This is a genomic window from Polynucleobacter yangtzensis, assembly GCF_001595965.1.
Classification (GTDB): domain Bacteria; phylum Pseudomonadota; class Gammaproteobacteria; order Burkholderiales; family Burkholderiaceae; genus Polynucleobacter; species Polynucleobacter yangtzensis.
The window spans coordinates 279,493-294,646 of record NZ_LOJI01000001.1 but is presented as its reverse complement, the minus strand read 5'-3'; the positions used below and the strand labels follow the sequence as shown (position 1 = coordinate 294,646).

The 15,154-nt window shown below is 45.0% G+C and carries 10 protein-coding genes and 1 pseudogene; 7 read left to right on the top strand and 4 right to left on the bottom strand.

All coding sequences use genetic code 11. The features are described from left to right. Nucleotides 1-2: 2 nt before the first annotated feature. From gyrB to dnaA, 3 genes are all read right to left on the bottom strand, one after another. The gene (gyrB, locus tag JaK3_RS01510; RefSeq protein ID WP_068320033.1) at nucleotides 3-2,501 is read right to left on the bottom strand and encodes a DNA topoisomerase (ATP-hydrolyzing) subunit B; all 2,499 of its coding nucleotides are present in this window, start codon (nucleotides 2,499-2,501) and stop codon (nucleotides 3-5) included. A gap of 11 nt (nucleotides 2,502-2,512) precedes the next feature. After that, a complete protein-coding gene (dnaN, locus tag JaK3_RS01505; protein ID WP_068320029.1) occupies nucleotides 2,513-3,628 on the bottom strand; it encodes a DNA polymerase III subunit beta in 1,116 nt (371 codons plus the stop codon). 263 nt (nucleotides 3,629-3,891) lie between these two features. Beyond that, nucleotides 3,892-5,316: a chromosomal replication initiator protein DnaA gene (gene dnaA / locus JaK3_RS01500; protein ID WP_205627473.1), complete on the bottom strand. Its 1,425-nt coding sequence runs from the start codon at nucleotides 5,314-5,316 to the stop codon at nucleotides 3,892-3,894. A gap of 222 nt (nucleotides 5,317-5,538) precedes the next feature. On the opposite strand from dnaA, the gene rpmH reads away from it, so the two are divergent. From rpmH to mnmC1, 7 genes and pseudogenes are all read left to right on the top strand, one after another. Continuing rightward, entirely contained in the window at nucleotides 5,539-5,673 is a 135-nt protein-coding gene (gene rpmH, locus JaK3_RS01495) for a 50S ribosomal protein L34 (RefSeq protein ID WP_011903922.1), read from the top strand. Between the two features lie 8 nt (nucleotides 5,674-5,681). After that, nucleotides 5,682-5,999, top strand: coding sequence for a ribonuclease P protein component (gene rnpA / locus JaK3_RS01490; protein WP_240480851.1), 318 nt, complete (start codon nucleotides 5,682-5,684; stop codon nucleotides 5,997-5,999). 1 nt (nucleotide 6,000) lies between these two features. After that, nucleotides 6,001-6,240 carry a membrane protein insertion efficiency factor YidD gene (gene yidD, locus JaK3_RS10475; RefSeq protein WP_082786342.1) on the top strand — a complete coding sequence of 80 codons (240 nt, stop codon included), beginning with the start codon at nucleotides 6,001-6,003 and terminating at the stop codon, nucleotides 6,238-6,240. A gap of 10 nt (nucleotides 6,241-6,250) precedes the next feature. Next, nucleotides 6,251-7,924, top strand: coding sequence for a membrane protein insertase YidC (yidC, locus tag JaK3_RS01485; RefSeq protein WP_068320026.1), 1,674 nt, complete (start codon nucleotides 6,251-6,253; stop codon nucleotides 7,922-7,924). Nucleotides 7,925-7,966: 42 nt separating this feature from the next. Continuing rightward, nucleotides 7,967-9,328 (top strand): tRNA uridine-5-carboxymethylaminomethyl(34) synthesis GTPase MnmE, encoded by a 1,362-nt coding sequence (gene mnmE, locus JaK3_RS01480; protein ID WP_068320652.1) that lies wholly within the window; start codon nucleotides 7,967-7,969, stop codon nucleotides 9,326-9,328. Between the two features lie 90 nt (nucleotides 9,329-9,418). Continuing rightward, nucleotides 9,419-11,284: a phosphoenolpyruvate carboxykinase (GTP) gene (locus tag JaK3_RS01475; RefSeq protein WP_068320024.1), complete on the top strand. Its 1,866-nt coding sequence runs from the start codon at nucleotides 9,419-9,421 to the stop codon at nucleotides 11,282-11,284. A 48-nt stretch (nucleotides 11,285-11,332) separates the two neighbouring features. Continuing rightward, a pseudogene (mnmC1, locus tag JaK3_RS10815) lies at nucleotides 11,333-12,424 on the top strand (FAD-dependent 5-carboxymethylaminomethyl-2-thiouridine(34) oxidoreductase MnmC1); the annotation flags it as partial. On the opposite strand, the gene JaK3_RS01470 reads toward mnmC1, so the two are convergent. Then, nucleotides 12,394-15,072, bottom strand: coding sequence for a DNA topoisomerase III (locus JaK3_RS01470; protein ID WP_068320023.1), 2,679 nt, complete (start codon nucleotides 15,070-15,072; stop codon nucleotides 12,394-12,396). The pseudogene mnmC1 and the gene JaK3_RS01470 sit on opposite strands and share 31 nt — an antisense overlap. Nucleotides 15,073-15,154 lie beyond the last annotated feature (82 nt).

Below are 15,154 nucleotides of genomic sequence, written 5' to 3'. Positions count from 1 at the left end.
TTTTATACGTCTAAGTTACGTGCAATCAGGGCGTTCTTTTCAATAAACGCTCGACGAGGTTCGACCTCATCACCCATTAGAGTTGTAAAGACTTGGTCTGCAGCAATCGCATCTTCAATCTTTACCTGCAAAAGCGTTCTTGAGCTGGCATCCATCGTGGTTTCCCACAACTGTGATGGATTCATCTCACCAAGACCCTTGTAGCGCTGACGACTTAATACGCGCTCCGCTTCAGACAACAACCAAGCAAAAGCGGCCCTAAAGTCACCAATAGTTTGCTCTTTTTGGTTTTTGTCTGGGTCGCCGCGACGAACTTTAGATCCCGAAACAACCTTGCCAGACAAAACTGCGGCTGCATTTGCCAGGCTTTGATAATCGTCGCCATGCACAAAGTCGGAGTTAATGGAAGACAGTTTTAGGTTTCCATGAATTCGACGGGACAAAAGTAAGCGGAAGCGCTCTGTGCGGTCTTCTTTTTGCACAATAATTTCTGGTGCCACAGCCAATGGATTTAAAGAATCAGCAAGCGCTTGGCGTAAACGATCAGCAGACTCGTTTGCTGATTTTTCAGTATCCAGATTTAATGAGGTGCCTGAAGCAATAGCGCGCAGAGCATCTTCATCAATAGTGCGAGAAAGTCGATCAACAATCGATTGAATCACTTGATAGTGTTTTGCCAACTCATTTAATGCGTCACCTTCAATAACTTCACCTGAAGGTGTTTGTAGAGAGGCAGTTTCAAGGGCAATCTTCAATAACAATTGATTTAGTTCGTTGTCATCTTTAATGTATTGCTCGCTCTTACCAAACTTCACTTTGTAAAGTGGTGGTTGTGCAATATAAATATGGCCACGCTCAATTAACTCAGGCATCTGTCTATAGAAGAAGGTTAATAAAAGCGTGCGAATGTGGCTTCCGTCAACGTCCGCGTCGGTCATGATGATGATGCGGTGATAACGGAGTTTGTCGGCCTTGTATTCTTCAATACCAATACCCGTACCAAGAACAGTAATTAAGGTAACCACCTCTTGGCTTGCAAGCATTTTGTCAAAGCGAGCTTTTTCAACGTTAAGGATTTTGCCTTTTAAAGGAAGAATCGCTTGGAAGCGACGATCGCGCCCCTGCTTAGCAGATCCGCCCGCAGAATCACCCTCAACAATAAATAATTCAGATTTTGATGGGTCCTTTTCTTGGCAATCAGCCAACTTTCCAGGTAAACCCAATCCATCTAATGCACCCTTGCGACGGGTCATATCTCGCGCCTTGCGCGCCGCTTCACGAGCGCGGGCTGCGTCAACAATCTTGCCGCACAAAATCTTTGCGTCTGCTGGGCGCTCTTGCAAATAAGCACTTAAGGCTTCTGCAACAATCTCTTCTACTGGTCCACGAACCTCACTTGAAACCAATTTATCTTTAGTTTGACTAGAGAATTTTGGTTCTGGTACTTTAACTGACAAAACACAGGCTAAACCTTCGCGCATGTCATCACCAGATATCTCTACCTTTGCTTTCTTAGCAACTTCGTTTTCATCAATATATTTATTAATGACACGAGTCATTGCTGCGCGCAAACCAGTTAAGTGGGTGCCGCCATCGCGTTGCGGAATGTTATTAGTAAAACAGAGTACTTGTTCACTAAAGCTGTCATTCCACTGCATAGATACTTCAGCGGTAATTTGACCACCGAGATCAGAAGGGCGAACGCCCTCTGCATAGAAAATATTTGGGTGTAAAACATTTTTAGTTTGATTGATGTACTCAACAAAACCTTTAACACCACCAGAGAAGGCAAAGTCTTCTTCTTGACCTGTGCGCTGATCAATCAGTTTGATGTGAACACCGTTATTCAAGAAAGAAAGTTCACGAATGCGCTTCACCAAAATTTCATAATGGAATTCTACGTTTCCGAAAATCTCTTCATCAGCCAAGAAGTGAACTTCAGTTCCAGAAAGCTCTGTATCACCAGTAACAGTAATTGGGGAAACTAAAACACCATTTTCATCGACAACATTACGGTTTTGAATAACGCCGCGCGCAAATTCCATGTAATGCGCTTTGCCGTCACGACGAATGGTTAACTTTAACCATTTAGATAATGCGTTTACACAACTAACACCTACCCCGTGTAGACCACCTGAAACTTTATAACTGTTTTGATCGAACTTACCACCAGCATGTAGTTCAGTCATAACGATTTCAGCAGCGCTTCGCTTAGGCTCATGCTTATCGTCGTATTTAATACCTGTAGGAACTCCGCGCCCATTATCAACAATAGAAATTGAGTTATCAGTTTGGATAACTACGGTGATTTCAGAGCAATACCCTGCTAATGCCTCGTCAATTGAGTTATCTAACACCTCAAAAACAAGATGGTGTAAGCCGGTTCCATCAGAGGTATCCCCGATGTACATACCAGGACGTTTACGAACAGCCTCAAGACCCTCTAAGATTTGAATCGATGCAGCGCCGTACTGCTCTACTACTCTTTTTTCTTCAGTCATTTTTTTCTAAGTTAAATACGCATTGGCATCACAACATACTTAAAGCTCTCTGAGCCAGGCAGAGTAACTACAGCACTACTATTCGCATCACCCAAACTAATTTGAATCTTTTCATTCTTGAGGTTTGATAAAACATCAAGTAAATAACTTACATTAAACCCAATCTCTACTGCATCACCTGAGTACTCAGTCTCAATCTCTTCTTGCGCCTCTTCTTGTTCAGCGTTAGTTGATTGAATTGTGATTCGATTAGGGGATAAAGAGAAACGAACACCTTTAAACTTATCAGTCGTCAAAATGGCAGCACGTTGAAGAGCGGATTGCAATGCATCTCTGCCAACCACTAATGAATTCTTCTGACCCTTAGGGATCACTCTTTGAAAATCCGGGAATTTACCTTCAACTAACTTTGAAATTAACTCAATATCACCAAAGGAAAACTTCACCTGGTTTGCAGTCAAACTAATCTCAAGAGGCTCATCAGAGTCCTCCAACAAATGCTGACACTCCAAAATAGTTTTGCGTGGAATAATGATTTCCTGCTTCTGACCTGAGCCGGATGGCGCTTCAGATAACTCAACCTGTGAATACGCAAGACGATGACCGTCTGTTGCTACAGCAACAACATCCTTACCCTCAATCACCAACAACATACCATTCAAGTAGTAACGAATGTCTTGCTGAGCCATTGAAAAATGCACCTGACTAATTAGTTGACGGAAACTTTTCTGAGACATCTTCCATGCAGCAGTAACTTCACCAACACTTTGCATTACAGGGAACTCCGTTGCAGACAGAGTCTGCAACGAAAAGCGGCTCTTACCGCTCTGTACCACCATTTTGTTGTCTTTGAGATTTAAGGAAACTGGCCCCTCAGGTAAGGCACGCAAAATATCCAATAATTTTCTTGCAGCAACGGTGGTTGTTACATCTTCAGAACCAACACCAAAATTAGCATTGGTTGTAATCTGAATTTCAATATCAGTGGAGATAAAAGAAACTTTCTCACCAACTTTTTTAAACAAGAGGTTTGCCAAAATTGGCAATGTATGCCTACGTTCAACAATTCCACTAACAACCTGAAGAGGTTTTAGTAAGTTATCGCGTGAAGTGTTAACGAGTTGCATTGCTTTTAAATCCTTGTATATATCTTAGTAGTAATAGTAATAAGGGTCTGAAGTTCCGTGGATAAGTCAAAAACACCCTATAAAACAAAACCTTAAACGCTAAAAAACCTGTGGAAAACTTTTGTATAAGCACTGCATAAAACGGGGATAACTTTTTATCAACACCCTATTTTTGCATGAAGCTGGGACTTTCCACAATTTATCCACATGAAATCCCCAAACTTATCCCTAGGGTTCTCCACAACCTTATCCACAACCCAGAATTAAGCTTTCAAGGTTTGCTCAATAACGTGAATTTCATGGTTCAGCTGACTGTCATGAGCACGCTCGTCTGCAATCTTTCGAACCGCATGTAAAACCGTTGTGTGATCTCTGCCACCGAACAACTCCCCAATCTCCGGAAGACTTTTTTGTGTCAACTCTTTGGCCATAAACATCGCGATTTGGCGGGGTCTAGCTATGTTTGCCGGACGCTTCTTTGAATACATGTCCGCAACCTTAATGCTATAAAAATCAGCAACGGATTTTTGGATGTTTTCTACAGAAATTTGTCGGTTTTGAATTGACAACAAGTCCTTAAGCGCCGTTCTAGCAACCTCAATAGTTACCTCTTTGCCATGAAAGCGTACAAAAGCCAAAATTTTTCTTAAGGCCCCCTCAAGCTCTCTAACGTTTGAGCGAAGGTGCTTTGCCACAAAGAAAGCGACATCCTCACTCATGGGGATGCCCTCATTAATTGCCTTCTTCATCAAAATAGCAACCCGCATTTCAAGCTCTGGGGGCTCAATTGCCACAGTTAAGCCTGAATCAAAGCGGGATATAAGTCGATCATCGATACCTGCCATTTCTTTGGGATAGGTATCGCTAGTAATAATGACTTGGGATTTATTGCTTAATAGGGCCTCAAAAGCATAGAAAAACTCTTCCTGAGTCCTGGACTTCCCGCTAAAAAACTGAATATCGTCAATTAATAGAAGGTCTAAGGAGTGGTAATAGCGCTTAAAACGGTCAAAAGCCTTCTGTTGATAGGCGCGCACCACATCCGAAACATATTGTTCTGCATGGATATAGCGGATTCGGGCATTTGGCTTCTCTTTAAGAAGGTGGTTGCCGATTGCATGGATTAAATGGGTTTTACCTAGACCCACACCACCGTATAAAAACATGGGGTTATACGATGTGCCGGGATTGTGGGCAACTTGAATTGACGCAGCTCGTGCCAACTGGTTTGCTTTGCCGGTCACAAATGTTTCGAATGTGAGATTTGGGTTTAGTTTTGAGTGGTCCTCAATCTCAAAACCACCCTCTTCGACAGAAATAACGGGCTCCACAACTTCTTGAGCAGCCACCTTTTGTTGCGCCTCTTCAGGCGCAATGCTTTTATTGCTCTCTGGACTTGCCTCGGTCGCCAATGTAAATCCTACATTTATAGGGCGACCAAAGTACTGTGATGCCAACTCTTGAAAGCGATCGGCAAAAGTTTTCTTGATCCAATCCAACTTAAAGCGGTTTGGCGCTCCTATTGTTAGTGAGTCATCACTTTCAACGAATGATAATAAAGTTAGGGGCTGAATCCATGTTTTAAACTGTTGGGGCGACAGTTCGCGAGATAAAATGCCAATGGCATCATCCCAAAATCCCAGTGGGCTGATTGAATTCAAGGCGGGGGGATTGTGTAAGTTGCTCATATTTTTGGAGGATCCATTGTAGCGATCCCCCAAAGTTATCCACAAGCTACAAAAACGTGGAAAACCTGTGGATAACTTGTGAATAATAGAAAAATCTCTATTTAAATTAATGATTTAAGAGAAATTTAACCAAAAATAGAGAAAAACACCTACATATTCATCAAGATAGATTGACCTTTTGCTCTGCAACAAGGAAAATACTTGGTTTTCCAGGGATCGAACATGAAAAGAACTTACCAACCCTCAGTAACACGTCGCAAGCGCACTCACGGCTTTCGCATTCGTATGAAAACCAAAAGCGGACGCGCAGTTTTAAATGCACGCCGTGCAAAAGGCCGCAAGCGTTTGGCTGTTTAATTTAGCCATTGAATAGCACTAGGATTTCTGAATTACTAAAAATACGTCCCCAGACAAGTTTGTACTGGGGTGTATATGCTGCATCCACCCAAGAGGGCGCCAAGCCTGACTTGGGGGTTGCTGTAGCAAAGAAGTTAGCCAAAAGAGCGGTTGACCGAAATCGCCTCAAGAGAATGATTCGCGAATTGGTTTGGGCGGCTCAAGCCAACACCTTAAATCAAGATGTTGTAGTTAAGCTCAAAAAACCAATTGGTCGCGAAACACGAGGCAGGCTTAGAAAAAAAGAAAAAGAAATTCTGCGCTCTCAAATTTCAGGGTTAATTTAAGGTGCGCGTTTTAAACAATGTGGCAATAAAGTTGGTAAGAATTTATCAACTAACATTAAGCCCATATGTAGGAATGCACTGCAAATACGTACCTAGTTGTTCGCAATATGCTTGTGACTGTTTTAGTCATTATGGATTTTTAAAAAGCCTTGGATTAATGGTGTGGCGTATCTTGCGCTGCAACCCATGGTCACACGGTGGCTATGATCCCGCTTTAAAAGATACAAAAACATCAACTTAAGTGAATGTAAATGGACTTTAAAAAAACAATTCTTTGGGCTGTATTCTCGATGTCGGGTCTTATGCTCTACAACAATTGGCAGGTTCATGAAGGCAAGCCATCTTTGTTTGGTGGTGCTCCCGCAAGCGCTCCAGTAGCTGCAGAAAAAGCGGCTGCTGCCAATAAGGTTGATGTTCCTACACAAATCTCAGGATCACCAGCTGTTGCTGCAACCCCTGTCGTAAGTAATGGTGCGATTGAAGGCGCAGAAAAGTTCACATTACAGAACGATGTTTTGGTGTTGGAGATCAGCGCAAGCGGCGCAAACGTTATTGATGCAAAGCTATTGAAATCTTTAACCGCGGAAAATAAGCCGGTTGAACTGTTCCAATACACACCGACACACAAATACTTTGCTCGTTCAGGATTAATTTCCCTTGGAAATAATGATCTTCCAAACCATACAAGTACATTTAAGTTGGCTCAATCCGGTAAAGATGGCTCGGGCAGACCATTTGCTGTTTTTGTTAGCGAGCGTAATGGCGTTAAGTTGGAAAAAACATTCATTCTTAATCCAGGCAGCTACGTTGTGGATGTTGGGCATCGTGTTACCCAATCATCAAACAACCCAAACCCACTTGTTCTTTACACAGAGATTGTGCGCGACGCATCGCAAGAGCAAAAAATCGGCCCCTTCGACGGCGCCTTTTCTGCTAGCACCTTTACTGGACCTGCTGCCTACACCGATAAAGAAAAGTTTAATAAGCTTGAGTTCACGGCAATTGATAAAAATAAAATCACCATCCCTACCCAAGTAGCGGCTGGCGAGCCAGCTTGGATTGCAATGGTCCAACACTATTTCGCAAGCGCATGGATCCCGGGCGACAAAGTTGCACGCGATATTTACGCTGGCAGAATTGACAACGGCCTCTATCGAATTGGTATGCAAACCCCTCTCGGCGTGGTTGCCTCAGGATCTTCTGTTGTGGAAAAAGCCAAGCTATTTGTTGGCCCACAAGAGGAGCGTGTTTTAGAAACCATCGCCCCTGGGTTTGAGTTGCTGAAAGACTATGGCTACTTAACGATTTTGGCCAAACCAATTTTTTGGCTGCTCGATAACATCCACTCTTATGTTGGCAACTGGGGTTGGTCAATCATTCTTTTGACTATCTTAATTAAGTTGGTGTTCTTCCCACTATCTGCCGCAAGCTATAAATCAATGGCGCGCATGAAGGAAGTGCAACCCCGCTTGGTGGCCATGAAAGAGCAGTACAAAGGCGAGCCACAAAAACTCAATCAAGCAATGATGGAGATGTATCGCAAAGAAAAGATTAACCCGTTGGGAGGCTGTCTCCCTGTGGTTATTCAAATCCCCGTGTTTATTTCTTTGTATTGGGTTTTGTTGTCCTCGGTTGAGATGCGTGGGGCGCCATGGGTATTGTGGATTCACGATCTTTCAGTTCCAGACCCGTATTACATCCTCCCGGTGATTATGGCTGCTTCAATGTTCGTGCAAACTAAGTTGAATCCAACACCACCAGATCCGGTTCAGGCAAAAATCATGATGTACATGCCAATTGTTTTCTCGGTTATGTTCTTCTTTTTCCCTGCTGGTTTGGTTTTATATTGGGTTGTAAATAATTTGTTATCAATTGCACAGCAGTGGCAAATTAACCAAATGTTTGGAAAAAAGCCCGCTAAGTAATTTGCGAGCTGCATAAAACTTTGTAATAAGTAGACAGCAATGATGACGAGAAAATTGCCTATCATTGCTGTCGCTACCGCACAGGGTAAGGCTGGCGTGGGCGTTGTTCGCATAAGCGGACAAAACCTACAACCTATCGCAAACTCCCTGTTTCAAAAAAAACTTTCTCCACGTCAAGCTAACTTATTAACGCTGTGTGACGAACACGGCGAGGCTATTGATCAGCTTATTGCTATTTACTTTGCTGGGCCAGCTTCATTTACAGGCGAAGATGTTTTAGAGCTTCAGTGTCATGGTGGGCCGCAACTACTTGAGCTGGTAATAAAGCGCTGTCTAGAGCTGGGAAAAAGCGAGGGACTTGTAATCGCAGAGCCTGGTGAATTTACTTTGCGCGCCTATCTCAATAACAAGATCGATTTGACTCAAGCCGAGGCAATTGCAGATTTGATTGATGCGCAAAGTGAGGCGGCTGTGCGTGGAGCCGCGCGCTCCTTGCAGGGCGCTTTTTCCGATGACATTAATAATCTCATCGAAGAAATTACTCAGCTCAGAATTTTGGTTGAATCAACCCTTGATTTTCCAGAAGAGGAAATTGAGTTTTTGGAAAACGCCCAAGCGCGTCAACGCTTGGCGGCTGTAAAACAAAAGTTACAGGCTTTACGTGCTGGGGCCAAACAGGGAAAAATCTTGCGCGATGGAATCCAGTTGGTTTTGGCTGGGGCCCCTAACGTTGGGAAAAGCTCCCTATTAAATCGCTTGGCTGGGGAAGAGGTGGCCATTGTTACCCCCATTGCTGGAACTACCCGCGATCGTGTGAAGGAAAGTATTGCCGTTGATGGTGTGCCAATGCACATTATTGACACCGCGGGCTTGAGGGAAACGTCCGACATAGTCGAGGCAAAGGGAATTGAGAGATCTTGGGATGCCATTCGTCTTGCCGATATGGTGATTTTTTTGACCGATGCCCAGGCAGGAAATCAAGAAGATGCGCTAAAAGCCCAGATTTTGAAGGAATTGCCCCCTAAATGTGCTGTACTCGAGGTCGTCAATAAGGCGGATTTACTGCCAGAATCTCCAAAATTGCCGTCCGATCAGGCTTTATTGATTTCTGCCAAAACTGGAGTGGGAATAGATCGGCTGAAGCGGAAGATTTTGGAGATTGTGGGCTGGAATGGACCTCAAGAGGGCACAATTTTGGCTCGCAGAAGACATTTAGACTGCATAGAACGAGCCGCCGAACATATTGAAAAATCAGAACAATTTGCCGCAAATGGCAACAATTCGCTGGAGTTGTTTGCAGAAGAGCTATCTTTAGCGCAAAAACACCTTGGTGAAATTACCGGCAAACTGCTTTCTGATGACCTTTTGGGCAAAATCTTCAGCCAATTTTGTATTGGCAAGTAAAGGGTTTGTGCGGTGTGGGGTTGAGGGTAAAAATTCACCCAAAATGATAAAATTGTCGGATTAAAAAATTCAATCTTCATAGGGAAACATATGACTTCAACTACCAGCGGCCAAATCAATGTGAATGCGCCAGCTTATGTAAAAAACAAGCGTTTAATTGAGTGGGTTGGCGAAGTTGCCGCCCTGACCAAGCCTGACGCGATTCGTTGGTGTGATGGCTCACAGGCTGAGTATGATGAGCTGTGCGAGCTGTTGGTTTCGGCTGGTGTATTTAAGCGTCTTAACCCTGCCAAACGTAAAAACTCCTTTTTAGCTTTATCTGATCCTGAAGATGTGGCGCGTGTTGAAGACCGCACCTTTATTTGCTCCGCCAAGAAAGAAGATGCTGGTCCAACCAATAACTGGGTTGAACCTAGCGAGATGCGTGCTACATTGAAGCCATTGTTTGATGGATGCATGCGTGGCAGAACAATGTATGTTGTGCCATTTTCAATGGGTCCAATCGGCTCACCAATTGCACACATTGGCGTTGAGTTATCTGACAGCCCTTACGTTGCAATCAATATGAAGTTGATGACTCGTATGGGCAAGGCAGTTATTGATCAGTTGGGCGCTGACGGCGAGTTCGTTCCTTGCATCCACACAGTTGGCAAGCCTTTAGCTGCCGGTGAAAAAGACGTCGCATGGCCTAACAACAAGAACAAATATATCGTTCATTACCCAGAAACTCGTGAGATCTGGTCCTTTGGATCTGGCTACGGTGGCAATGCATTGTTAGGTAAAAAATGTTTTGCCTTGCGCATTGCATCGAACATGGGCCGTGACCAGGGTTGGTTGGCTGAGCATATGTTGATCTTGGGTGTAACTTCACCTGAGGGTAAGAAATACCATATCGCTGCAGCATTCCCATCTGCTTGTGGCAAAACCAATTTCTCCATGATGATTCCTCCAGCAGGCTTCGATGGTTGGAAGGTAACAACCATTGGTGACGACATTGCTTGGATCAAGCCGCGCAAAGACCCCGTTACTGGTAAAACCCGTTTATTTGCGATCAATCCTGAGTCTGGCTACTTTGGCGTGGCCCCTGGGACTAATCGCCAAACAAACCAAAACTGTATCGACTCATTGAACCAAGACGTGATTTTCACTAACGTTGGTTTGACTGATGATGGCGATGTTTGGTGGGAAGGTTTGACAGAAACCCCACCGGCACATTTGATTGACTGGCAAGGTAAAGACTGGACTCCTGCTGATGGCGCTGCTGGCCGTAAAGCCGCACATCCAAATTCACGCTTCACTGTTGCGGCAACCAATAACCCAGCGGTTGATCCAAACTGGGATGATCCTGCAGGCGTTCCAATTGATGCTTTCTTGTTCGGCGGTCGCCGTTCAAACACTGTGCCTTTGGTTAGCGAAGCGCGTGATTGGGTTGAGGGTGTTTACATGGCCGCAACATTGGGCTCAGAAACTACCGCAGCGATTACAGGACAGATCGGCGTTGTACGTCGTGACCCATTTGCAATGATTGCATTTGCTGGTTACAACATGAGCGACTACTTCCAACATTGGTTAAATATTGGTAAGAAGTTGGAAGCCGAAGGCGCTGTGTTACCGAAGATCTATTGTGTGAACTGGTTCCGCAAAGACGAAAATGGCAAGTTTGTATGGCCTGGCTTCGGCGAGAACATGCGCGTTCTTTCTTGGATTTTGAATCGCGCCGAAGGCAAAGCAAACGGCAAAGAAACACCGTTTGGTATTACTCCAGAGTACACAGATATGCACTGGGGCGGCCTTGATTACTCAGCAGAGAAGTTCTCTAAAGCTATCAATGTTGGAATTGACGAATGGAAGAATGAGCTTAAGCTTCACACAGAATTGTTCGAACACCTTGGCGATCGTTTGCCAAAAGAGTTGAAAGAAACTCGCTCTAAGATCGAACAACGTTTGAATGCTTAATACTAATCAGTCTTTAGTAATCACAAACGTTTTATATAGATTTATTAAATGACCAAACCCCAACACCATGAAATAGTGGTGATTGGGGCAGGCATTTGTGGAGCAACCATTGCAAATGAGTTGCTCGAGCGCGGCAAATCAGTTTGTATTATTGACGCCGCCGCATCTCCAGCTACCGCCTGTTCCAGCCATGCTTATGCCATTGCGCATCCCCATATTGGTAAAGGCTCTCCACGCCTATTGCGTCTAACGCGCATTGCATTTTTGCTAGCAGAAACGCGCTGGAAAAATGTATGGCAGCAGCATGGAATATTTCAGCCAACCAAAAAAGATAAAGTATTTGATCGTGCACAAACGATCGAGCATCTTCGTTCCTTAGATCTTGATACCGATATGGCAATGGCTATGGATGCTAAAGAAGCGCAGCGTGTTTGTGGAATTGAGCAAAGCGGTGTTTGGTTGCCGCGCGGCGCTGGTTTAAATTTATACGAAGCAAGCAAACAGCTATTGAAGAATCACGAGCGGTTAACTTGCGTTTGGAACACACGTATTACGCGCCTTGAAAAGGGCGCCAAAGCTTGGCATTTATTTGATGCAAAAAATGAGATGGTCTTCTCGGCGGACAAGGTGGTTATAGCTTGCGCCATGGAGGCCAAGCCTTTAATGAGCAGCATTGATATTCGCTTACCCTTAAAGCCTGTACGTGGACAACTCAGCATTTTTTCAGTTCAAGAAGGAGATCCTTGGGCCGAAAGGTTGCCAAGTGTCGGGATTTCTGGCGATGGGTATTGTCTGCCCGCAACTCGTTTAGAGGACGGCAGTTATCAATGGATTGTGGGCTCGAGTTTTGATGAGGGCGAAGACGATCTTGCGCCAAGAGATGAAAGTGATGACTTCAATCGTGAGCAGGCTAAGGGCCTGGTAGCTTATGAAGAAGGCGATACTCGCTCGTTAGTGAAGACCGGTGAATTTGTTGGCGTTCGCTGTGTTGCTGGCGATCGTTTACCTATCATCGGCGCCCTCACTCAGCGCCCAGGAATATTTCTGGCTACCGCCTTGGGGTCGCGTGGAATTTTATGGTCCGCTCTAGCGGCCAAGCTTATTACCGCTCAGCTACTAGAGGATGACTTTGCTTTGCTAGCGCGCTTAGGTTTTGCAGCTGATTTAGTTGCTGCACTTGCACCTGCCCGTTTCTTTGCAGGGGCTTTAGCAGCACCCTCTGCCTTGGGGGCTTTGGCCTCAAATTCAAAGCCGATTTTGCCCGCTGAATCTAAGGCCAGGTAGGCCTTAAAGCCACGCCCAGTACGGTTCGACTTAAAGTTAGTCAGAAGATCGGTTTTGCCTTCTTTCAATAACTTTTGAACCTGTTCTGCCGATACTTCTTGTTGTAAAACAACCTTGCCAGTTTTGAAGTCACACGTTTTGCTTGGGCCCGTATTGTTTTCACAAACATAGCGCATGCCATCTTCATAAACAGCGCCAGAGCATTTAGGACAAACTCCTAGAGCTTGACGACCCGTGAAATCAACCGCTTCAGTTTCGTCATCTTGTGTATTACCAAAATCAAACTCGAGTTTGAAACCAGCATTTGGATAGTCTTTATCGTCCTCTGGAATTTCACTCAACTTGATAATTGCTGCAAATGGCCTTCCCATTTTGCTGCGGAATCCTTGCAGAGGGCCAATCGTTTTTTCACGTAGCAACTCTTCAACTTCAGGGTATTCAAATGCACGCCCGCCAGGTGTTTTGCTGATAGTAAAGCCACACTTTTCGCAAGCAAAACGACGGTAGTTTTCTTTCACCGGACCCTTACAGTGCGGGCATGGCGTGGTCATAGTGGCATAGTCGCCAGGGATAGTATCGCTATCGTATTCTTTAGCGCGCTTCACGATGCGCTGGGTCATCTGCGCGATCTCTCGCATGAAGGTATCGCGATTCATCTTGCCTTGCTCGATGAGGGAAAGTTTGTTCTCCCAGCTACCAGTTAAATCGGGGCGTGTTAATTCTTCAACATCTAAGCCGCGCAATAAGGTCATCAGCTGGAATGCTTTTGCTGTTGGTATCAGCTCACGTGCTTCGCGTACGATATATTTTTCTGCTAGCAGGCCTTCAATTATTGCCGCGCGTGTTGCAGGAGTGCCTAAGCCTTTTTCGGCCATAGCTTCGCGCATTTCATCATCATCTACCCACTTACCAGCGCTTTCCATTGCGGAGAGCAATGTTGCTTCTGTATAGCGTGCAGGCGGCTTTGTTTTTAATGGCACAGCAGCAATAGTTTCTGTTTGAACTGATTCGCCCTCTTGGACCGGAACCAGCTCATCATCTGCCTGATTGGATTTGCCGTAGACCGTTAGCCAGCCTGGGTTTACGAGCACACGCCCTTCAGTTTTAAAGTGGTGTCCTGAAGCCTCTGTAATACGAGTAGTAACGCGGAATTCTGCGGCGGGATAAAACACCGCCAAGAAACGACGCACTACCAAATCGTAGAGTTTTGCCTCCGGCTCGCTCAAACTCTTTGGCTTTTCTAGAGTTGGAATGATCGCAAAGTGATCGGAAATTTTGGAGTTATCGAAAATACGCTTGTTCGGTTTAATCCATCCATAACCTGCCTTGGCTTTTGGATCTTTGGGATCGCCTTGCAGAATTTGTTTTGCAAATGCACGATAGTCTTGTGAATGCTCAGAGAGGTTCTCCATGGTTTGCTTAACCGTATCGAGATAATCTTCTGGCAGTGCTTTTGCATCAGTACGCGGATACGTCAATACCTTGTGACGCTCATATAAAGCTTGTGCAAGACCTAGTGTATTTTTCGCAGAGAAGCCAAAGCGTGCATTCGCTTCGCGCTGCAAGCTAGTTAAGTCGAATAGTTGAGGAGCAAGCTGTGTGGCTGGCTTGGCTTCTTCGGTTACGTTTGCTTTTTTGTCGCGACATGCCGCTACGATGCTTTGGGCCGCCGCCTCACTCCATAAGCGATTCTCCCGCGCATCTGGTTCGGCAGCATCTTTTTTAAATTTCGGATCAAACCAACGACCTTCATAGATGCCCGCTGCAGCAATGAATTCCGCCTTTACTTCCCAGTAGTCCTTAGAAATAAATTTACGAATGAGCTCTTCTCTCTCAACCACAATTGAGAGCGTTGGGGTTTGCACTCGACCGACCGTAGTTAAAAAGAAGCCACCACTCTTGCTATTAAACGCGGTCATGGCGCGAGTGCCGTTGATGCCAACTAGCCAATCTGCTTCAGAGCGGCAACGCGCTGCATCTGCAAGGGGCTGCATATCTTCATCGGTTCGTAAGTTGGCAAAGCCGTCACGAATTGCTGCTGGCGTCATCGATTGCAGCCACAAGCGTTTAATAGATTGCGATGCTTTTGCATGTTGCGCAATCAAACGGAAAATCAACTCACCTTCGCGCCCCGCGTCGCATGCATTAATAAGTGCGGTGACATCTTTGCGCTTAATGAGCTTTTGTAAAACTTTTAAGCGTGACTCTGTTTTGGCAATCGGACGCAAGTCAAAATATGGAGGCACCACTGGCAGATTGGCAAAAGACCACTTGCCACGTTTTACGTCGAATTCTTCGGGAGCGGCGATCTCTAATAAATGACCCACTGCAGAAGAAATCAGAAATTCATCGCTTTCAAAATAATCTTCATATTTTGTAAAGCCACCCAGGGCCTTAGCAATGTCATTGGCAACTGAGGGCTTCTCGGCAATGATGAGAGCCTTTGGGTTATCCCCGGCAGTAGTCTTCGAGCTGCTTTTTTTGGTAGTTGCTTTAGTCGCCACGCGTTTTGCCTAAATTTGAGCTAAAAATGATGATTTATTGGGTAAAACGGAGGGTCGATTAATGCCTAAACAGGACCCAGCC

Excerpts from the sequence above, each read along its gene's own strand:
- gyrB (WP_068320033.1), bottom strand. The coding sequence starts at position 2,501 with ATGACTGAAGAAAAAAGAGTAGTAGAGCAGTACGGCGCTGCATCGATT.
- dnaN (WP_068320029.1), bottom strand. The coding sequence starts at position 3,628 with ATGCAACTCGTTAACACTTCACGCGATAACTTACTAAAACCTCTTCAG.
- dnaA (WP_205627473.1), bottom strand. The coding sequence starts at position 5,316 with ATGAGCAACTTACACAATCCCCCCGCCTTGAATTCAATCAGCCCACTG.
- rpmH (WP_011903922.1), top strand. The coding sequence starts at position 5,539 with ATGAAAAGAACTTACCAACCCTCAGTAACACGTCGCAAGCGCACTCAC.
- yidC (WP_068320026.1), top strand. The coding sequence starts at position 6,251 with ATGGACTTTAAAAAAACAATTCTTTGGGCTGTATTCTCGATGTCGGGT.
- mnmE (WP_068320652.1), top strand. The coding sequence starts at position 7,967 with ATGACGAGAAAATTGCCTATCATTGCTGTCGCTACCGCACAGGGTAAG.
- JaK3_RS01475 (WP_068320024.1), top strand. The coding sequence starts at position 9,419 with ATGACTTCAACTACCAGCGGCCAAATCAATGTGAATGCGCCAGCTTAT.